Source organism: Bacteroides sp. AF25-5LB (assembly GCF_003602965.1).
Lineage (GTDB): Bacteria > Bacteroidota > Bacteroidia > Bacteroidales > Bacteroidaceae > Bacteroides > Bacteroides uniformis.
Genome location: NZ_QTMC01000010.1, coordinates 95,946 through 117,129, shown reverse-complemented (window position 1 = coordinate 117,129; position 21,184 = coordinate 95,946). Strand labels below are relative to the sequence as shown.

The following is a 21,184-nucleotide window of genomic DNA, read 5'->3' as shown; positions in this document are numbered from 1 at the left end:
AATTACGGAGAAATTTCCGTAATCCCTTTCGTTAACGAACACGAGAACAAGGATTAGGGGTTAAGGATTAGGGATTAATACCCTGCGGAATCATAGCGCAGCCCCACTAATCACTAATCCTTAACCTCTAATCCTTATCATCACTTTTCTTCAGCAAACATCGGGTCCCATGCCGGCAGGCGGATAGGTTTTTGTTTGAACAATTCCATCACTTTGGCAGGAACATACTTTGTCTCCACCACCAAGCGGAACATGTATTCATTGAACCACTCGTCGGTCATGATGAGATGTCCCTGGTAACCGGAAGCAGCTCCCCAGCTATTCTCTACCATCCATTTTACGGGCTTTCCGTCTTTGTTCAAGTCAACAGCCATCAAGGTCATGGCGTGGGACGAGCCGCTGGAGAAGGTCTGAATGCGTTGTTTTTTATCCATTCCGAAGGTAGTACCCATCAGTGACTCGTAGTCATAATTTTTCACATCAAGCAGACCGCGTTCAGAGTTCAGGAACTTGCCCACATCGCAAGAGAAGTACATCATGGTGCTGTCCTTCAAGGAGGCGATGGCCATCTCCTTAATATCCTCTACGGGCAGGTTGACATAAGTCCAGTTTTTACCGTCGTAACGGTGACGGTCGTAGTCTATTTCATAGCACTTATAATACTTACGACTGGGATCGTTCATCAGCATTACGTAGTTGGTCAGCAGTTGTTTGTCTCCATACTTCTCAAGGAAAGACATGGGAGTGTGATGCTCTATCTCCACGGGATTACCCTTAGCATCGTGGCAGACATAGTCGAACTCCGTGGGAGGTACACCAAGGTTCAGCACCAACATGCGGTAGATGGTTCCGAGCATTGTGGTTTTCTCCTTCTCCAGAGCTGCGGGCTTGGCACCGGCGGCAGCCATATCACGTAGTTGCAGACCATACTCTTTCAGCTTCAGAGAGATGAGGTTGGCCATGCGGGAGGTATTTTCACTGCTGTTTGTTTCAGGCATGGCATCTTTAGGAACAAGGCCGTATTTGGAAACAATGTCGGCCACACCGGTAAAGGTACCCCCATCGCTCAGCGGATGCTGGAAGAGCCATTCTACGGTTTTATCAGTCAGGGGACTCTTGGAGGTGTCGATGATGCCTTGCAAGAAGAGGTTTGCCTTCTCCAACTGGTCCCAGAAGAAAGGATAGACTTCGGAGAACTCAAAAGACTGGAAACCGTATTCGGCAAGGGTCTTGGCCCGCATCACGTTGAGCCCGGTGAACAACCAGCAACGGCCGGACGACTTCTGGTCGGTGATGCCTCTGGACTCTACCTTGACGGAGAAGTGGGTATCCATGCCCTGCATATTCTCCTGGTTGAGTGCCAGTTTACGGATGTCATTATTGCCTATGGCATTGCGGAGAGCCTTGTCGGCAGCCGTGCCTTGATAACTTTGCTTGATTTGCCCAAGCATTTCGGGGCTGATGCCGCCTTTTCCTTCTTGTGCCTGCACAGAAAGCAGTGCGGCACTCAGAACAATTACAGATAAAAATCGTTTCTTCATTCAGATTATGTGTTTTTAGTTATTGATGTCTTGCTTCGTGAAGCAGACAAAAGTAATGTCTTTTTTGATAATTTTAGTGACATCTTTAGATTTATTATCTATTACAGTGAAAACTATTCGGAATAAAATAGTTTCCTTTGCACCCACATTTCGTACGACATGAAAAGATATATACTAAGCATTATCGCACTGGTGCTGTTCGCCACCACCCTTTATGCCCAGGAACAGACTGCGGCCGCCACAAACGACAGCGTTCCCGCACTGACAAAAAAAGAACTACGCAAGCAAAAGGTAGCGCGCCGGAATCTGCATTACAATATTCTGGGTGGACCCAGCTACACTCCCGACTTCGGTGCCGTGCTGGGAGGAAGCGCCCTGATGACCTTCCGCATAAACCCCAGCGACACCACGCAGTTGCGCTCCGTAGTGCCCATGGCCATCGCCTTCATGTTCAACGGTGGCATCAATCTTTTCTCCAAGCCTCAACTCTTCTTCAAGGGTGACCGTTTCCGTATCTTCGGAAAGTTTAGCTATAAAAATACGGAAGAAAACTTTTACGGCATCGGCTATAATACCAATAAAGATTACGTACGAAGCGACAGTACCAGCAAATACCGATACAGCGGCGTGCAAATCAACCCCTGGTTCCTCTTCCGGCTGGGCAACAGCAATATCTTTGCCGGACCTCAAATAGACATCAATTATGACCACCTGACGGAGCCCGGCAAGTTCTTGGTGAACGAACCTTCGTACAAAGAGGCAGGCGGTACGGCCAACGGCTACAACAACTTCAACTCCGGCCTCGGCTTCCTGCTGACATACGACAGCCGTGACGTTCCCGCCAACGCCTACCGCGGCATGTATCTGGATTTCCGCGGCATGATGTACACCAAATTCATCGGAAGCGACCAGACCTTCTACCGCCTGGAGATAGACTACCGCCAATACAAGTCACTGGGCAAGCGCAGGGTGCTTGCGTGGACGGCACAGACCAAGAACGTGTTCGGCGACGTCCCACTGACGCAATACGCCCTCACCGGAACGCCTTTCGACCTGCGCGGCTACTACATGGGGCAGTATCGCGACAAGTCCTCGCACGTGGTCATGGCAGAATACCGGCAGATGCTCAATACCGACCGCAGCACCTGGCTGAAGCGGATGCTCAACCACATAGGTTTTGTAGCCTGGACCGGGTGCGGCTTCATGGGCCCCACTCCTGGCAAGATAGAGGGCGTACTGCCCAACTATGGTGTAGGTCTACGCATTGAGGTACAGCCACGCATGAACGTCCGCCTGGATTTAGGCAAAAACACGGTAAACAACCAGATGTTGTTTTACTTCAATATGACAGAAGCGTTTTGAGTAACGCCTTACCTTGCCGTATCTGCCCGTCTCCCTCCTATGGAGAATGATTATAACATCAAAATGCCTTGAAAACCAAACTTTACCTCTTGAGACACAAACATTTCATTTTTCTTTTCTTTTTCTTGCATCAGTAAAAGATTATCCATACTTTTGGCAATCACATTTCTTTTTCCTCAAAAAGATAGCAAACAAAACAGAAGCATGAAAGTTCTTGAGATACTCTTCTGGATAAGTTTATTCATAGTGTTCTATACCTATATAGGCTATGGTATATTATTATATATTCTGGTCAAGATAAAAGAGTGCTTCCACACACCTACCCTCTGGCCTATGCCCACCGACAACGCATTGCCCCCATTGACTCTGTTTATCGCCGCCTATAATGAAGAAGATGTAGTGGACGAAAAAATGCGCAACTGTCTGGAGCTGGACTATCCTGCCGACAAGCTACGCATTCTTTGGGTGACCGACGGCAGCAACGACCGTACCAACGAACGCCTCTCCCGCTGGCCGCAAGCCACCGTCCTCCACCAACCCCAACGCCAAGGCAAGACAGCCGCCCTGAACCGCGGTATACATTTCGTAGGAACGCCCCTTGTCGTATTCACCGATGCCAATACGCACCTCAACCGAAAAGCCCTACGGGAGATAGTGCACGCCTTCACCGACCCTAAAGTGGGATGCGTGGCAGGCGAAAAACGTATTGCTGTGCAAAGTAAGGACAATGCTGCCTCTGGGGGAGAAGGGTTGTACTGGAAATACGAATCCACCCTCAAAGCGCTCGACGCACGCCTCTATTCAGCAGTAGGAGCAGCGGGTGAGTTGTTTGCCGTGCGCCGCAATCTGTTCGAAGAAATGCAAACAGACACGTTGCTCGACGACTTCACACTCTCCCTGCACATCGTCATGCAGGGACACACCATTGCCTATTGCGCCAATGCCTATGCCGTAGAAAGCGGCTCGGCAGATATGCGCGAGGAAGAAAAGCGCAAGGTGCGCATCGCTGCCGGTGGCTTGCAGTCTATCTGGCGGCTACGTCCGCTGCTCAACCCGTTCCGTTACGGCACATTCTGTTTCCAATATATTTCCCACCGGGTGCTGCGCTGGTCGCTCACTCCTATCCTATTGTTTCTATTGCTTCCCCTCAACACAATTCTCATCTTTACGACAAGCACGCCATTACTGTATGCCATCATCTGGCTGTTACAAGCTTTTTTCTACCTCATGGGAAGTTGGGGGTACTACCTTTCAACGAAGCATATAAAGAACAAGATACTTTTCATCCCCTACTATTTCCTTTTTATGAACGTCAACGTCATACGAGGATTCAACTACCTGCGCAAACGTAAAGACAATGCAAGCGGCGCATGGGAGAAGGCCAGAAGGGCATGAAACTAATACTATAAGAATGAAAAACATTTTAAAACAAGCTGAAAACGCCGAAAGACTGTTAAAGCTGACATCCGACACCATGATTCTTCTGGACAAAGACGGTATTTGTGTGGACATTGCAGTTTACAACATCAATCTCTGGTTCTTGAAGGAAGACCGGTTACTGGGCAAGAATCTGTTCCAACTAATTCCCTTATCCACTTATAACCAAATCTATCCGGACTTTAAAAGAGTACTGACGCACAAAATACGCTCTACCCATAACTACGAAATGGCCTTGAACGGCACCACTTATTTCTTCAAGTGTATCATGTCCCCCTTTGACGGAATGGTGCTCTGCCAATACCGCGACATCACGGAACGTAGCCAGCGCAAGCTGGAACTCGAAAGAAAAAACCAAGAGTTGAATGAAATCCAAAAAGCTGCGCTTATCGGAAACTGGCAATACGATTCAGACACCCAAAGCTTCAAATATGCCGGACACACCGATATCCTATGCACAGAGGAGACACAAGAAATCAATCTGAACGACTATCTGAAACTGATACTTCCCGAAGACCGGAAATCTTTCACCAACTGGCTGAAAGAAAACCTAAAAGGGAAAATGGAAAACAGTGTGGACTACCGCATCTTGCTTCAGGAAAAGATTTTCTATATACGGCTCAAGGCCTTTGCACGCGAATATCATAAAGACAAAAATACCATTCTGGAAGGATATATACAGAATATCACCGACATTCAGCAACGGCGCAACGATATCAACTTGCTGACACATGCCATCAACAACTCCACCGAAGATATTTACTCGGCACACGAAGACGGTACACTGATATTCGGCAACCGCTGCTTCAAGGAGCGACATGGCATCGGCAATACCCAAGACATCACGAAACTGAAAATATACGACTTGCCTTCGTATGGAAGAGACAAAAAATCGTGGAAAGAATTTGCAGAATGTGTCAAACGCGGAGAAACCTCCCAAGGCTATATTGTTCACAATCCGTTGCCACTGCGTCCGGAAGTACTCGCCATAGAAGGAAACGCCTATTGGGTGACGAGTGACAAAGGCGAAGGGACGGTCTGGACTTTCGGAAGGGATGTATCCACACGCATCCGGCATGAGCAACAAATCAAACAGTTCAACCTGATTCTGGACAAAATCATCGAAAACCTCCCGGCAGGCATTGTCGTGAAGGACATCAACAACAACTTCAAGTACCTCTACCGCAACCGCGAATCGTACAACCGCGAAATCCCCATACAAGAGGCATTGGGGAAAGACGACTTCGACTTTTATCCCCTGGAGACTGCCCAGGAAAAAAGAGCACAAGACATTGAAATAGCCAGGACCGGCAAAGAGATGCACTGGATTGCGGAAGAACGCGACGGAAACGGAACCCCCATCTATCTGGACAAGCGAAAGATGAAGATTGAAAGCAACGACTTCTCCCCCATCCTGCTGAACATCGAATGGGACATCACGGAAATGGAACAGATGAAACGGGAATTGCTCGTAGCCAAGGAGAAAGCCGAGACTTCCGACCAGCTCAAATCCGCTTTCCTCGCCAACATGAGCCATGAGATACGCACACCGCTCAATGCCATTGTAGGCTTCTCGCGCATCATTGCCGAAAGCACCGACGAGAAGGAACGGCTAGGCTATTACGAAATAGTAGAATCGAACAACGAACGCCTGCTCCAGCTCATTAACGAAATTCTCGACTTATCAAAAATCGAATCGGGTATCGTGGAGTTCACCATCACGCCCGTACGCCTCCATCCGCTCTGCAAGGAGATACACGACGCACATATTTTCCGCTGTCCCAAAGGAGTGGAGCTGATATACGAACCCTCTGACGAGAATATCGTGATTGACGGAGACAAGAACCGGATTTTCCAGGTCATTTCCAATCTGATAGGCAATGCCTTCAAGTTCACCCCCGCCGGGTACATCAGTTACGGGTATCACCGGGAAGGCAAGTATGTAGCATTCCACGTCACCGATACGGGTATGGGAATTGCACCGGACAAAGTGGACCGGATATTCGAACGTTTTGTCAAAGTGAACAACTTTGCCCAAGGCACCGGATTGGGACTTTCCATCTGCAAGACTATCATCGAACGCCTGGGCGGCAACATATCCGTCACTTCGGAAGTGGATAAAGGCACCACATTTATTTTTGTCCTCCCACTGGAATCCTCCAGCAAAACAGAGATGGAAAAGAAGGAAGAGAACAACCGGGAAACGACAGCAAAGGCACATTCCACAGAGCAGAGGAGCAGAAATACAGCCCCCGGAACTTCCCCGAAGAATGAAGAAGCCGGAACACTCCCTACCCCTCCTTCCAAAACCATCCTGATTGCCGAAGATACAGAAAGCAATTTCATCCTAATTAACGCCATTTTAGGCCGGCTCTATCGGTTGAAACATGCCAAAGACGGCATGGAAGCCGTAACTATGTTCGAGGAAGTCCATCCCGACCTCATCCTGATGGACATGAAAATGCCCAACCTTGACGGAATCGACGCCACACGCATCATCCGTGAACTGGCGCCGGACATCCCCATCATCGCCCTTACAGCCTATGCCTACGAACACGACAAGCAGGCTGCCCTGGAAGCAGGTTGCAACGACTTCCTTACCAAACCCTTCACCCAAGAAGTACTGAAGGAAACCATCAAGAAATGGTTGGACAATAAAGGATGACTGAAAGGACTGTAGGGTGATAAACTATCGCATTATCACCCTACTACGTTATCAACTTTCAGTGAAATTCCACTTTTTCAAGTTCTCATTTATGCAAAGATATCACTCCGCTGGATATAGGCTATCACATCGCCTTTATTGACCACATCCCCTTGCTTGGCACAGACTTCCACCACACGTCCGGTAAATCCGGTCCATATCTTCTCGTATTCACCCCACGGCGTAGAGATGTAGCAGAACACCTCATCATGCTGGTACTTGCGTCCAATGAAAGGAGCAGAAGAAGGACCTTCGACAGAAACCTCCCAAAGCACTTGCCCTTTGGAAGGCGCGATTATCGGGTCTGCCTTTGCACGCTTCAGCTTCTTGATTTCCTCTTCCGAGTATCCATTTTTGGCCATCGCCGCATCCTTGGCACGCTGCAGGTCATCCTCAAAACGTTTCTTGGCAACGCCGGATTTATAGTCGCGATACTGCCGGTCGTGCATGGCAAGCTCGAAGAGTTCCTCGTCATCATCGCCATATTCCCAACCGTTTTCGTCCATCTCTTTCCGGTATGTATCCAGAGCATCCGGGTAGTTCAGCTGCGGGTCCGTATCCACGAACTCAAAACCCTTGGACTTGGCCAGTTCCACTATCTCGGGCGCCAAAGTACCGGGCAGGCGTCCGCTCTTGCCCAGAATCATGTCCCACGTATGGTTGTCTATCATCGTCCAGCGCTCCTCTCCCTTTACTTGCTGCATGAGGTTCATCAGAGCCACATTCTTCACATACTGGCTGAAAGGAGTCACCAAAGGAGGATAGCCCAGTTTGGGCCATACATATTCCACTTCGTCGAACAGCATGACGAGTAAGTCGTCCAGACTGAGTTCCGGCTCATTCTTGCCGCGCAGTATCATGTTGATGCCGGAATGCACTCCCTTCAAGTCGGCCATCATGGAGCCCATCATGCCACCCGGCAAACCGCACTTCAGCAAGAGTGAGGACATATGTTTATTGGTGGGATCCATGAAATAACCCAAGAAATCGTCAATGAACTCCTGCGTCATGGCACGGGCTTTCATGTAGGCTTTCATGTTTATGTCGGGCACCTGAAAACCCAGATCTTTCAGCATGGCCTGCACGGAGATGATGTCCGGATGAACCTTGCCCCACGACATGGGTTCCATCGCCACATCGATGATGTCGGCACCGTTCTCGCAGACTTCGAGAATGGAAGCCATAGAAAGTCCGGGACCGCTATGCCCGTGGTATTGTATCAGCACATCGGGATGCTTCTCCTTAATGGTTCTGACAAGCTGTCCCAGCATACCCGGACGTCCGATGCCAGCCATATCCTTCAAGCAGATTTCGGGTGCCCCGGCTTCAATCAATCGGTCGGCAATACCGGCATAGTATTCCACCGTATGGACAGGAGAATACGTGATGCAGAGCGTAGCCTGCGGTATCATGCCCGCTTCCAGGGCATATTTGATGGAAGGAATTATGTTCCGCGTCTCGTTCAGTCCGCAGAAGATACGGGTAATGTCCACACCCTGGGCATGCTTCACCTTGTACATCAGCCGGCGCACATCTGCTGGAACGGGATACATGCGCAGTGCATTCAGCCCGCGATCAAGCATATGCGTCTGTATACCTGCTTCCCTGAAAGGCGCGGTAAAGGCGCGTACAGCCTTATTGGGATTTTCGCCGTACAGAAGGTTTACCTGCTCAAAAGCTCCTCCGTTCGTTTCGACGCGTGCAAAACAGCCCATTTCTACTATCAACGGAGCAATGCGTACCAACTGGTCTACCCGGGGTTGATACTTACCGGACGACTGCCACATGTCCCGGTAAACAAGACTGAATTTAATTTCCTTTTTCATCATAGTCAGTAATAAGAGATTTTTTTCTTCGGTTAACTTAACATATACAAATATAAAGGATTATTCTGACATATAGTCAAGAATAATCCTTAAAAATTCATCGCAATCAATATGTTATATATCATATTGCTACTACCAAACTATTATCAGATGAAATCTTTCAGTTCATCCTGCAACTTCTGACGTGTAAAGAAGATGCGGCTTTTCACTGTTCCGAGTGGAAGACCGAGACGTTCGGCAATCTCACGGTACTTGAAACCGGACACGTGCATGGAGAAAGGGACTTTATAGTCGCGTGGAAGGGCATTGACGATGCGGTGCATTTCTTTCAGGTCGTAGGCACCTTCGGTACTGGCAAAACCAGAGTCCTGGGGCATACTGAGGTGATACTGATTGTCCGTCTGGTCTACAAAAGTCTGTTCGCGAACTATTTTCCGGTAATTATTGATAAAGATGTTGCGCATAATGGTATACATCCAACCTTTGAAATTGGTGTCGGGTTCAAATTTGTCTTCGTTATCCAAAGCCTTGAGAGACGTCTCTTGCAACAAATCATTCGCTTCTTCCCGGTCGGCTGTCAACTTGTATGCAAAGCGAAGCAGTTCTTCTTGCACTGCAAGTAAATCTTTTCTAAAACTGTAAGTATTCATACTTTGCTCAATTTTTAAATAGTTAATAATGGTTTAGGTTTTACGGTTGCAAGTATAAGGAAGATTTGAAGCTCCGGGGGACGGAATACGGTTTTTATTAGGGGTAAAAACTATCATTTGACAGTTTCCACCCCCTCTATGATAGTTTACGGGTGATATCATGTACTGAAAATCATCATTTTTCCGAAGATTTCGTAAATGTTACGTGATTTTTTTATAGCTTTGCCTACATATAGGGAAACACTTTTATTATATAAAAACACTTTATTTTATGAAATCATTTCAATTAAAGTCACTTCTTCTGCTGGCTGCCGTCATCATCTCCCTGCCCTCCTTTGGACAAGGACTGAAAGCGTTCAAGCTGAAGAACGGTCTTTCCGTATATATATGGGAAGACGAATCCAAATCGGACGTATTCGGACTGGTAGGCGTACGTGCCGGTTCCATCAACGACCCCGAAGAGTACACGGGACTTGCACACTACCTGGAGCACGTCATGTTTAAAGGAACAGACAAGATAGGCGCGCTGAACTGGACGGAAGAAGAACCGATCTACAAGGAAATCATCGCCAAGTACGACCAGATGGCCGAAGAAGCCGACCCGGTAAAAAAAGAAGCCATCAGCAAGGAAATCAATGAGCTGACCGTCAAGGCCGGAAAGCTGGGGCTTCCCAATGAATACTCCAACCTGATGGAAAGCATGGGCGCCAAAGGGGTAAATGCAGGAACCTACTATGACTGGACCTTCTATCACAGCTCCTTCCCTGCCTATCAGATAAACAAATGGCTGGAGATTTCCTCACAACGTTTCCTGCATCCCGTATTCCGTTCCTTCCAGTCGGAGCTGGAAAACGTGTACGAAGAATATAACCGTTCACAAGATGACCAGGGACGTGCACAGAACCAGTTCGTGATGGAGAAAGCTTTTGAGGGACATCCTTACTCCCGTTCCATCATCGGCCTGCCCGAACATCTGAAGAATCCCCGCCTGAGCAAGCTGATTGAATTCTACGAACAATGGTATGTACCCGAAAACATGGTACTGGTACTCGTAGGAAACATCAAAGCCCAACAAATCAGCGGACGCATCAATGCCGCCTTCGGGCGTCTGGCTGCAAAGCCCGCACCCGAGCGCAAGGTCTACCAGAACCTCGAAATAAAAGGCCGCAAACAATATTCGGCCAAAGTGGGATTCTACCCGCAAGTGGCAATGGTATTCAACGGAGTGCCTGCCGGACATCCCGACGAAGATGCTCTGGACATCGCCCTGGCACTGCTGAACAACAACAGCCAGACCGGAACCATGGACAAGCTGGTACTGGACGGTGAGCTGACCAGCGCCGGAGCCTACACCCGTACTTTCCGTGAACAAGGGCGCGCCATCGTAGCGGCCATTCCCCTCTACGACGAAAACCAGCGCCGTTTCGAGTCTACCAAAAGCGCCGAAAAGAAAGCCTTGAAAGCCATCCAGCAAATCGCCAACGGAGAATTCGAGGACTGGAAAATTGATGCCATCAAAGCCGAGAAATGCCGCCAGTTCGACCTGGAAATGGAGTCGAACGAGGACAAGGCCATGATACTGATGAACGCCTTCTACAACGAGCAGGATTTGGGCGACATACTCAACTACAAGGACAAGATTATGGCCATCACTACTGACGACATCAAGCGGGTAGCCAAGAAATACCTGTCGGACAACTACCTGGCCCTATATATCGAAAAAGGGAAACCTGACAAAAACGCCAAGATTGAGAAGCCGGGGTACAAACCCGTAGAACCTCCGGTAGGCAAGGAATCGCTTTATGCAACGCAATTCAAGAACCTGCCCATCGGACAGATGGAAGAGAAATTCGCAGACTACGGCGAAGTGCAAATCAAGCAGCTGAACGACCGTTCCAAGATGTACTACACGCCCAACAAGGAGAACAACGTATTCCAGCTGATTGTACAATACGGAGCCGGTGAACGCGAATTCCCGAAACTGGGCTATGCCGCCCAACTGATGAACAACGCAGGTATCATGGGAGCCTACGAACCGCAAGAGCTGAAAGAAGAACTCAGCAAGCTGAACGCAACCTGCCACGTGACAGCCGATGAAGACAACCTCTACATCATCATGGAGGGCTACGAAGCCACCCTGCCGCAAGCCTGCCAGCTACTTTCACGCCAGATTCTGATGCCGAAATTGGACGAAAAGCAACTAGCACGTCTGAAAGGTTCGGCAATGGGTATGCGCCAGCAGCGTAAAGACAACGTCAGCATCCTGAACGAAGCGCTGCGCCAGTACATGCTCTACGGAGAGAAATCAGACTACATCAAGGAGCTGACCGACAAGGAGATTTACGAATTGCAGATTTCAGAACTGACGGGCGACATCAACCGTGCCTCCAACTACGAGGCAAAGGTATTCTTTACCGGAACACTCCCCTTCGACCAAGTATACGACATCCTGAGCAAGAACCTCCCGTTGGTAGCCAACGAACGCCCGTCCAACTCCCCGCAGGCAAAGGAGATGATGCCGGTAACCGAAAACACCGTCTACTTCCTGCCTAACAACGATGCAGAACAAGCCCAAATCCACCTCTACATCCCGATGCAGAAGGCTGACAAGAAGGACGACGTGCTGCGTAGCGCATTCAACCAGTACTTCGGTCTCGACTTCACCGGCATCGTTCTGAACGAAATACGCGAAAAACGCTCCATGGCCTATACAGCCTACGCATTCGTCGGCACGCAAGGCATAGCCGGAAAAGCAAGCTACCTGCGCGGCTACATCGGTACCCAGAACGACAAGGCAAACGATGCATTGGACGTACTGATGAGTCTCGTCAATGACATGCCGAAGAATCCGGAACGTATCGGCAACATCAAGAGCTACCTCCGCCAAGCCATGCTGACCAGCCACCCCAGCTTCCGCAACAAAGCTATGGAACTGGTAGACTTGGGCTACAGAGGCTACACGGACGACCCAGCCAAAGAAAACCTGCCGAAAGTAGATGCACTGACCTTTGACGACATCGTGAAGTTCTACGAAGAGAACATCAAAGGCAAACCTTACTGCATCTCCATCATGGGCAACCCGAAGGACATCGACCTGAAGCGGCTGGAGAAATTCGGCAAGGTAGTGAAACTGAACGAACGCAAGCTCTTCAACACGAAGGATGCATTGTTCTAACCTAGTCTTATCTCTTTAGCAATCCTATCCTCGCTCCCTTTAATAAGGGGAACGAGACATATGAAAAATTCCCCGACATTTCGGTTTGAAAATGCCGGGGAATCTTATTTTAAAACATCTGGGAAGTGCTTCTCCGGAATGTCCGAGTTTCACCGGAAAATCCCTGAGGTTTTCAGACTGCAAACAACAGACTACATTTCCTGCTCCTCTTCATTACCCGAAAGGATAGGAAGGCAAATCCTATACTTTACTGCCAGTATACGGGTAACGAACACCGTCACACCACCCACAATCTGGCACACGAAAGACTCCATCCCCAGAAGGTGGCACATCCAGTAGAAGGTTCCTCCCACCACACAAGCCATCGCATAAATCTCCTTCCGGAATATCAGCGGAATTTCGTTGATGAATACGTCACGTATCACACCTCCCGCAGCTCCGGTAATGCTGCCCATGATGATGGCCACCCAGAAGGGATAGCCCAGCGCGATGCTCTTGCCCACACCAACGACCGTGAACAGTGCCAGGCCGATACTGTCGAATATGAAGAATGTATTGTGCAGATGGATGAGATGCTTACCGAAGAGGATGACCCACAACAAGGCCAGTCCGGTACAAATCAAATAAATAGGGTCCGTCATCCAACCCGGGGTGACGTCCAGCAGCAGGTCGCGTATCGTACCGCCTCCGATGGCCGTCACAAAACCCACCACATACGCTCCAAACCAGTCGAACCGCTTGGCCGAGGCCAGACGTATGCCACTAATGGCAAAGGCAAATGTGCCAATGAAATCGAGTATCTGAACAAATGTTGGCATTATCACTTCGAGAATTAAAAATTAAAAATTAAACAAGTGCTTCGAGTATCCAAAATTAAATCCGAGCATCCAAAACCGAAAAAGATAATACATATTTCAACAGACACTCTGAAAATAATAGGCAAAGTAACAAATAATTTCCCTAAGAAAGCGTATTTTTGTATCGACATTTTTTTACCAATTACGACAATGAAAATAACAATCGTATCGGGCGCACGCCCCAACTTCATGAAAATAGCCCCCATCTGCCGCGCCATCGACGCCGCCAGAGAGGCAGGAAAGAACATCTCCTACCGCATCGTCTACACCGGTCCGCAGGATGACACCAGCCTGGATGCCTCGCTCTTCTCCGACCTCTCTATGAGGAAACCGGATGCCTGCCTCGGCGTCACCGGACATGACCACTCGCAGGTGGCAGCCTCCATCATGCTTGCCTTCGAGCGCGAGTTGGACGGGCACCCAGCACAAGTCGTACTGGTGGTAGATGACATGACCGCCACCATGAGTTGCTCCATCGTCGCCAAGAAGCGCGGGCTGAAGGTGGCGCACGTCATAGCAGGCACGCGCTCCTTCGACATGAACATGCCCCGCGAAGTGAACCGAACCATCGTGGACGCCATCTCCGACTATCTCTTCACTGCCGGCATGGTGGCCAACCGCAATCTCAACCAAGAGGGTATGATACCCGACTATATCCACTACGTGGGCAACATACTGATTGACACCATCCGCTTCAACCGCCACCGCCTGGTGCAGCCCATGTGGTTCTCCAGCCTCGGCCTGCGGAAAGGAAACTACTTGCTACTAACCCTCAACCGCCGTGACCTGCTGGAAAAGAAGGCCGTGCTGCACTCCCTGCTCCAAACCGTCATCGAAAAAGCCGACGGCATGCCTATCGTCGCCCCTCTGCACCCCTATGTACAAAAGGCAGTGAAGTCACTGGGACTGGATGCCCCTAACCTGCACATCCTGCCTCCACAGAGCTACCTGCACTTCGGGTTCCTCATCAATCAGGCACGGGGCATCGTCACCGACTCGGGCAACATTGCCGAAGAAGCCACCTTCCTTGATGTCCCCTGCATCACCCTCAACACCTACGCCGAGCATCCCGAAACCTGGCGTATCGGTACCAACGAGCTGGTCGGCGAAAACTCCTTCGCCCTCTCCGCCTCGCTCGACAAGCTGCTGCACGGAGAATGGAAGCACGCCATCCTACCCGACCGCTGGGACGGACGGACGGCGGAACGCATCGTACAGACACTACTGAACGGCAACAATTCATAATCCTCCATAAATTCCATCCCAAGCTTGCAAACGTCTATCCCAAACCTACGGACGCTTATCCCAAGCTTGGGTCTTTCTATCCCAAGGCTTGGGATAGAGCTTTCTCCATACATTGCGCAACTTTATCCTTTATATCCGGCAACTTCTCTACAAGGATTCCGTACATTTTTTATCTGTATCCAGCAAACAAGACATACGACTTTCACGTTCATTTAACCATATCTCCCGTTTCTTTAGTCTATATTTGCTTCTTGATTAACCTTAATTTGTTAACTTTGTGCCCGAATTATCTGTAACTTATGAAGCAAAGATATATAATTTATGCCCTTTTCCTGCTGTCACTGTTTGTCTCCATCAGCGCATCCGCCCAAATTAAGGGTGTCATCACAGACTCTCTCACGAACGAACCGCTGATGTATATCACCGTACAGTATGAAGGGAAAGGTGTAGGCGGCATCTCCAACGCAAACGGTGAATACCAGGTTGAAACCCACAAAGGCTGGGATGAGCTGACATTCTCCGCTGTAGGTTATATCACCAAGAAAGTGAAATTGAATCCCGGTACCCGGGTGCTGAACGTCAAGTTGCAACCGGACGACATCATGCTCTCCGAGGTCGTCGTGAAACCCAAGAAGGAGAAATATTCCCGCAAGAACAACCCCGCCGTGGAGTTTATGAAGAAGGTCATCGAGAACAAGAAGGCCTTGAAACTGGAAGAGAACGACTACTATCAGTATCAGAAATATGAAAAGATGAAGATGTCGCTCAACGACGTTACCCCCGACAAAATGGAGAAAGGTATTTACAAGAAATTCTCCTTCTTCAAAGACCAGGTGGAGGTATCGCCCAAGACCAACAAGATGATTCTACCCATCTCCATCAAGGAGACGGCGAGCAAGACCATTTTCCGTAAAAGCCCCAAGAGCGAAAAGACCATCATCGAAGGCATGAACTCCACTGGTATCGAAGAGTTCTTCAACACCGGAGACATGCTGGGGACCATCCTTACGGACGTATTCTCCGACATCAACATCTACGACGACGACATCCGGCTGCTGCAACGCCGCTTCGTCAGCCCCATCGGTCGCGGAGCCATCAACTTCTACAAATACTACTTGATGGACACGCTCATGGTGGATAAGCAGGAGTGCGTGCACCTCACCTTCGTTCCGCAGAACCCGCAGGACTTCGGTTTCACGGGGCACCTCTACGTGGTGAAGGACTCCACCTATGCCGTGAAGAAATGTACCATGAACCTACCCAAGAAGACGGGTGTCAACTTCGTGGAAAACCTCGACATCGTGCAGCAGTTCGAACAACTGCCCGACAGCAACTGGGTGTTGACCGACGACGACATGACCGTGGAACTGCACTTCGTGAAAGGTATCCAAGGCCTGGAAGTGCAACGGACCACCAAATACAGCGACTATCAATTCACGGAAATAGAGCCCCGCCTCTTCCGTCTGAAAGGAAACGTCATCAAGGAAGCGAACATGCTTGCCAAGAGCGACGAATACTGGGCGAAAGTCCGCCAAGTGCCCCTCACCAAGAAAGAGAGCACGATGGACGTATTCATGAACCGCATCGAGCAGATTCCCGGCTTCAAGTACGTTATCTTCGGGGCGAAAGCCTTGATTGAGAACTTCGTGGAGACGGGTGGCAAGAAGCATCCCAGCAAGTTCGACTTCGGTCCCATCAACACGATGATAACCAGCAACTACGTCAACGGCACGCGCTTCCGTCTGAGCGGTATGACAACAGGTAACCTTGACCCGCATTGGAGCCTGAGCGGCTACGGTGCCTACGGAACCAAGGACAAGAAATGGTTCTACTCCGGACAGGTGGCCTACTCCTTCAACAAGCGCGAATACGTATTGTGGGAGTTCCCGAAACACTATATCGCCTTCAAGTACACCTACGACGTGATGTCTCCCATGGACAAGTATCTCGCCACGGACAAGGACAACTTGTTTGTCGGCTGGAAATGGACGACGGTGGACCAGATGTCCTACATGCGCGACGCCACGCTGACTTACGAGCTGGAGACCAATACCGGCTTCTCCGTACAGGCCATGGCGCGCCATCGTAACGACCAGCCTGCCGGACAATTGCAATACTGGAAGAACAACGGAGGGACACCCGGACAATGGGACGAAAAAAATACGTTGGTGCACGACATCACCACCACCGAGCTGGGTGTGACTTTGCGTTACGCTCCCGGTGAGACCTTCGTCAACACCAAGCAACGCCGCGTGCCCGTATCGTTGGATGCGCCCACCTTCACCCTCTCCCACACCGCCGGATTCAAGGGCGTGCTGGGTGGAGAGTATAACTTCAACCTGACGGAAGCCAGCATCCGCAAGCGCTTCTGGCTCGGCTCGTGGGGCAAGCTGGACGTAACGGCACGTGCCGGTGCGCAATGGAACACCGTTCCCTTCCCCCTGCTGAACCTGCCGATGGCGAACCTCTCGTACATCACGCAGAACAACGAGTCCTTCAACCTCATCAACAACATGGAGTTCCTGAACGACCGCTACGCCTCCCTCAACCTAAGCTACGACATGAACGGAAAACTCTTCAACCGCATCCCGCTCATCAAGAAGCTGAAGTGGCGCGAGATGTTCCGCATCCGTGGCTTGTGGGGCACGCTGACGGACAAGAACAACCCGTACAAGAGCAACAATCCCGACTTATTCCTCTTCCCCATGCGCGACGGTGTACCCACCAGCCACGTCATGGGCAAGACTCCCTATGTGGAAGCCAGCGTAGGTATCTACAATATCTTCAAACTGCTCCACATAGAATATGTACGTAGGCTGACCTATACGGACATACCGGGAGTGAAGAAGGGCGGTATACGCTTCATGATATTAATGATATTTTAAGAGTTACATACTATGCAACCATTAGCAGAACGGCTTAGACCAAGAACATTAGATGAATATATCGGTCAGAAACATTTAGTGGGACCAGGTGCAGTGCTGCGTAAGATGATTGATGCAGGACGTATCTCTTCGTTTATCCTATGGGGTCCTCCGGGAGTGGGAAAGACAACCTTGGCGCAGATTATCGCCAACAAGCTGGAAACTCCTTTCTATACGCTCAGTGCCGTGACCAGCGGCGTGAAGGACGTGCGCGACGTGATAGAGCGCGCCAAGAGCAACCGTTTCTTCTCGCAAGCCAGTCCCATCCTCTTCATTGACGAGATACACCGCTTCAGCAAATCGCAGCAAGACTCACTGCTGGGAGCCGTGGAGCAAGGCACCGTGACGCTGATAGGCGCCACCACGGAGAACCCTTCGTTCGAGGTCATCCGCCCGCTGCTGTCCCGCTGCCAGCTCTATACCTTGAAGTCACTGGAGAAGGACGACCTGCTGGAACTGCTGCAACGTGCCATCACCACAGACACCGTGCTGAAGGAACGGAAGATAGAACTGGAAGAAACCACCGCCATGCTCCGCTTCAGCGGAGGAGACGCCCGCAAGCTGCTCAACATCCTCGAACTGGTGGTAGACTCCGAAGCCGCAGACCCTGTCCTCATCACCGACGACATGGTGACCGAACGCCTGCAACAGAACCCTCTTGCCTACGATAAGGACGGCGAGATGCACTACGACATCATCTCCGCCTTTATCAAATCCATTCGCGGCAGCGACCCGGATGGCGCCATCTACTGGCTGGCGCGCATGGTCGAAGGAGGTGAAGACCCTGCCTTCATAGCCCGCCGCCTCGTCATCTCCGCCTCCGAAGACATCGGACTGGCCAACCCCAACGCACTGCTGCTTGCCAACGCCTGCTTCGACACGCTGATGAAAGTGGGATGGCCCGAAGGACGTATCCCACTGGCAGAAGCCACCATATACCTTGCCACCAGCCCCAAGAGCAACTCCGCCTATATGGCCATCAACAATGCCCTGGAACTGGTACGTGAAACGGGCAACCTCCCCGTCCCCCTGCACCTGCGCAACGCCCCTACCAAGCTGATGAAGCAGTTGGGCTACGGCGAGAAGTACAAGTACGCTCACGACTACCCCGGCAACTTCGTCAAGCAGCAATTCCTGCCCGACAAATTGAAAGACCGCCGTATCTGGGAGCCACAACTCAACCCTGCCGAGCAGAAGCACAAGGAACGGATGCAGCAACTCTGGGGAGAGGAAAAGAAATGGTAAACTATCAATTAAAATTAAAAGTTAGAGATTAAAACTCGGATACAGAAAATCCCCACAACAAATAACTTATAACTCCATGAATATAGTAGTATTAGACGGCTATGCCGCCAACCCCGGCGACCTTTGCTGGGACGAATTGCAAGCCTTGGGCGAGTGCACCATCTACGACCGCACCGCCCCTGCGGAAGTATTGGAACGCGCCGCTGGTGCAGAAATCCTGCTGACCAACAAAACCGTGCTCACCGCTGAGCACATGACGGCACTGCCCGAACTGAAATACATCGGTGTGCTGGCTACCGGATACAACATCGTAGACACCGCCGCTGCCAAAGAACGCGGCATCATTGTCACCAATATTCCCGCCTACAGCACCGACTCCGTTGCCCAGATGGTCTTTGCCCATATTCTGAACATCACCCAACAAGTGCAACACCACTCTGAAGAGGTGCACCGAGGCCGCTGGACAGCAAGCAAGGACTTCTGCTTCTGGGACACGCCGCTCATCGAACTGCGCGAAAAAAAGCTCGGAATCGTAGGCCTGGGGCACACCGGCTTCACCACCGCCCGCATCGCCATCGGCTTCGGTATGAAGGTATGTGCCTACACCTCCAAGACCAACTTCCAGCTTCCTCCCGAAATCCGCAAGATGGAGCTGGACGAGTTGTTCCGCGAATGTGACATCATCAGCCTGCACTGTCCCCTCACCGACTCCACCCGCGAGATGGTGAATGCAGAACGGCTCCGGCTGATGAAGCCCACCGCCATCCTCATCAATACCGGACGCGGCCCGCTCATCAACGAACAAGACCTTGCCAATGCACTTAACAACGGCACCATCTATGCCGCCGGCGTAGACGTACTCTCGCAGGAGCCTCCCCGTGCCGACAATCCATTGCTCTCTGCCCGTAACTGCTACATCACTCCGCACATTGCCTGGGCAAGCACGGCCGCACGCGAACGCCTCATGCTGATTATGCTCGAAAACATCAAAGCCTACCAAGACGGCAAGCCGGTGAACGTAGTGAATAAATAACAGACATTACAGCATCTCTTCGCTGTATATCCCGGTGGAAGAGATGCTGTAACAAGCTCTGTATGGCAGGGTACCATAACAAAACAAACAAGCAAACAACATGGGAAAGTCCGCCGTAAAAGGTCTGTTCTACATCTGCCTGATAGCAGCAACATTCGTTTTGGCCACCATCACCATAGTGGCAGCCTTCTCAAGAAACGTGGCTCCGGTCGATTCCGCCATCATGCCATTACTGGGGCTGGCAGTGCCCGTACTCCTGATTGTCAATCTGATAACGGCACTCTGCTGGGCATTGGCCCATAAGCGCTGGGCACTGGTTCCGCTGGCGGCATTCTTCTGCAACTGGGGATATCTGACGTCTGTCTTCCAGCTCCACCTGCCGAAAGACAAAACCCCGGCAGGCAAGTATCTGAAGATAGCCACCTACAACATACACAACTTTGGAGGTGAGATTACCGGTTATTCCTGCAAGGAGATAGCCCGGTACATGCAGCAGGAGGGCGTGGATGTGCTGTGCTTCCAGGAGTTCGGAGACAACAGCGACTTCCCCACGGACAGCATACGGCGCATACTCTCGCATTGGTCACACGCGCTCATCCCTTCCGAAGACTCCAAGGGCGTACTGCCTATCGCCGTATTCAGCCGCTATCCATTGGCGAACCACCGTTTCATCACTTACCAGCGCAGCTCCAACTGTAGCATGATGTGCGATGTAGTGATGGATACAGATACCATACGTCTGATAAACAACCACCTGCAGACCACCAGCGTCAGCCAGAAGCGCAGGAAGTGGGAACGCGAGCTGGCCACCGACGACACCCGCCGCGAAGTCCAGGCAGCCAAAGATGCCGCAGGCACCCTGCACGAAAACTTCGTGAAACGGGCCACACAGGCTTACGTCATCAGCCACTACGCCAAGGCCAGCCCCTATCCCGTGCTGTTATGCGGCGATTTCAACTCGATACCTTCCTCCTACACCTACCACCATTTGAGGAAAACCCTCAAAGACGGATTCCGCACTGCCGGAAACGGATACATGTACACCTACCGCTATGCCAAACGCATGTTGCGTATTGACTACATCTTCCACTCCCCCAGTCTGAAGGGTATTGCATACTACTCTCCGGACCTGGATTTGTGCAGCGACCACAATCCAGTGATTATGGAGGTTGAAATACAATAAAG

At 50.6% G+C, this 21,184-nt stretch carries 13 protein-coding genes; 9 read left to right on the top strand and 4 right to left on the bottom strand.

The features are described from left to right. Window positions 1-140 precede the first annotated feature (140 nt). Complete coding sequence (locus DWY57_RS12485) at window positions 141-1,541, bottom strand: C1 family peptidase (protein ID WP_119961871.1); 1,401 nt, start codon at window positions 1,539-1,541, stop codon at window positions 141-143. A 159-nt stretch (window positions 1,542-1,700) separates the two neighbouring features. Here DWY57_RS12485 and DWY57_RS12480 point away from each other — a divergent pair, with 159 nt between their 5' ends. The 3 genes from DWY57_RS12480 (at window position 1,701) to DWY57_RS12470 (ending at window position 7,005) form a co-directional block, all read left to right on the top strand. Beyond that, a complete protein-coding gene (locus DWY57_RS12480; RefSeq protein ID WP_098032475.1) occupies window positions 1,701-2,903 on the top strand; it encodes a BamA/TamA family outer membrane protein in 1,203 nt (400 codons plus the stop codon). Between the two features lie 204 nt (window positions 2,904-3,107). Beyond that, window positions 3,108-4,298: a glycosyltransferase family 2 protein gene (locus DWY57_RS12475; RefSeq protein ID WP_117600546.1), complete on the top strand. Its 1,191-nt coding sequence runs from the start codon at window positions 3,108-3,110 to the stop codon at window positions 4,296-4,298. Between the two features lie 16 nt (window positions 4,299-4,314). Next, entirely contained in the window at window positions 4,315-7,005 is a 2,691-nt protein-coding gene (locus DWY57_RS12470) for an ATP-binding protein (RefSeq protein WP_117600547.1), read from the top strand. Between the two features lie 89 nt (window positions 7,006-7,094). Here the strand turns inward: DWY57_RS12470 and DWY57_RS12465 are convergent, their stop codons facing one another. Together DWY57_RS12465 and DWY57_RS12460 are read right to left on the bottom strand one after the other, a co-directional pair. Continuing rightward, entirely contained in the window at window positions 7,095-8,870 is a 1,776-nt protein-coding gene (locus tag DWY57_RS12465) for a biotin/lipoyl-binding protein (RefSeq protein WP_117600662.1), read from the bottom strand. Between the two features lie 146 nt (window positions 8,871-9,016). Continuing rightward, window positions 9,017-9,520, bottom strand: coding sequence for an RNA polymerase sigma factor (locus DWY57_RS12460; RefSeq protein WP_117600548.1), 504 nt, complete (start codon window positions 9,518-9,520; stop codon window positions 9,017-9,019). A gap of 271 nt (window positions 9,521-9,791) precedes the next feature. Between DWY57_RS12460 and DWY57_RS12455 the strand changes: the two genes are divergently transcribed. Continuing rightward, complete coding sequence (locus tag DWY57_RS12455; RefSeq protein ID WP_117964446.1) at window positions 9,792-12,695, top strand: insulinase family protein; 2,904 nt, start codon at window positions 9,792-9,794, stop codon at window positions 12,693-12,695. A 191-nt stretch (window positions 12,696-12,886) separates the two neighbouring features. Here the strand turns inward: DWY57_RS12455 and DWY57_RS12450 are convergent, their stop codons facing one another. Then, entirely contained in the window at window positions 12,887-13,513 is a 627-nt protein-coding gene (locus DWY57_RS12450) for a trimeric intracellular cation channel family protein (protein ID WP_034528739.1), read from the bottom strand. Between the two features lie 189 nt (window positions 13,514-13,702). Here DWY57_RS12450 and DWY57_RS12445 point away from each other — a divergent pair, with 189 nt between their 5' ends. From DWY57_RS12445 to DWY57_RS12425, 5 genes are all read left to right on the top strand, one after another. After that, window positions 13,703-14,797, top strand: coding sequence for a UDP-N-acetyl glucosamine 2-epimerase (locus DWY57_RS12445; protein ID WP_117964447.1), 1,095 nt, complete (start codon window positions 13,703-13,705; stop codon window positions 14,795-14,797). A gap of 299 nt (window positions 14,798-15,096) precedes the next feature. Continuing rightward, window positions 15,097-17,682, top strand: coding sequence for a DUF5686 and carboxypeptidase-like regulatory domain-containing protein (locus DWY57_RS12440; RefSeq protein ID WP_117964448.1), 2,586 nt, complete (start codon window positions 15,097-15,099; stop codon window positions 17,680-17,682). 12 nt (window positions 17,683-17,694) lie between these two features. Continuing rightward, window positions 17,695-18,966 carry a replication-associated recombination protein A gene (locus DWY57_RS12435; protein ID WP_119961870.1) on the top strand — a complete coding sequence of 424 codons (1,272 nt, stop codon included), beginning with the start codon at window positions 17,695-17,697 and terminating at the stop codon, window positions 18,964-18,966. A 76-nt stretch (window positions 18,967-19,042) separates the two neighbouring features. After that, entirely contained in the window at window positions 19,043-19,999 is a 957-nt protein-coding gene (locus DWY57_RS12430) for a D-2-hydroxyacid dehydrogenase (RefSeq protein ID WP_119961869.1), read from the top strand. Window positions 20,000-20,099: 100 nt separating this feature from the next. Further along, entirely contained in the window at window positions 20,100-21,182 is a 1,083-nt protein-coding gene (locus DWY57_RS12425; RefSeq protein ID WP_119961868.1) for an endonuclease/exonuclease/phosphatase family protein, read from the top strand. Window positions 21,183-21,184: the final 2 nt, after the last annotated feature.

Bases quoted from the DNA above. Each gene is read 5' to 3' on its own strand.
- DWY57_RS12485 (WP_119961871.1), bottom strand. From the start codon at position 1,541: ATGAAGAAACGATTTTTATCTGTAATTGTTCTGAGTGCCGCACTGCTT.
- DWY57_RS12480 (WP_098032475.1), top strand. From the start codon at position 1,701: ATGAAAAGATATATACTAAGCATTATCGCACTGGTGCTGTTCGCCACC.
- DWY57_RS12475 (WP_117600546.1), top strand. From the start codon at position 3,108: ATGAAAGTTCTTGAGATACTCTTCTGGATAAGTTTATTCATAGTGTTC.
- DWY57_RS12470 (WP_117600547.1), top strand. From the start codon at position 4,315: ATGAAAAACATTTTAAAACAAGCTGAAAACGCCGAAAGACTGTTAAAG.
- DWY57_RS12465 (WP_117600662.1), bottom strand. From the start codon at position 8,870: ATGAAAAAGGAAATTAAATTCAGTCTTGTTTACCGGGACATGTGGCAG.
- DWY57_RS12460 (WP_117600548.1), bottom strand. From the start codon at position 9,520: ATGAATACTTACAGTTTTAGAAAAGATTTACTTGCAGTGCAAGAAGAA.
- DWY57_RS12455 (WP_117964446.1), top strand. From the start codon at position 9,792: ATGAAATCATTTCAATTAAAGTCACTTCTTCTGCTGGCTGCCGTCATC.
- DWY57_RS12450 (WP_034528739.1), bottom strand. From the start codon at position 13,513: ATGCCAACATTTGTTCAGATACTCGATTTCATTGGCACATTTGCCTTT.
- DWY57_RS12445 (WP_117964447.1), top strand. From the start codon at position 13,703: ATGAAAATAACAATCGTATCGGGCGCACGCCCCAACTTCATGAAAATA.
- DWY57_RS12440 (WP_117964448.1), top strand. From the start codon at position 15,097: ATGAAGCAAAGATATATAATTTATGCCCTTTTCCTGCTGTCACTGTTT.
- DWY57_RS12435 (WP_119961870.1), top strand. From the start codon at position 17,695: ATGCAACCATTAGCAGAACGGCTTAGACCAAGAACATTAGATGAATAT.
- DWY57_RS12430 (WP_119961869.1), top strand. From the start codon at position 19,043: ATGAATATAGTAGTATTAGACGGCTATGCCGCCAACCCCGGCGACCTT.
- DWY57_RS12425 (WP_119961868.1), top strand. From the start codon at position 20,100: ATGGGAAAGTCCGCCGTAAAAGGTCTGTTCTACATCTGCCTGATAGCA.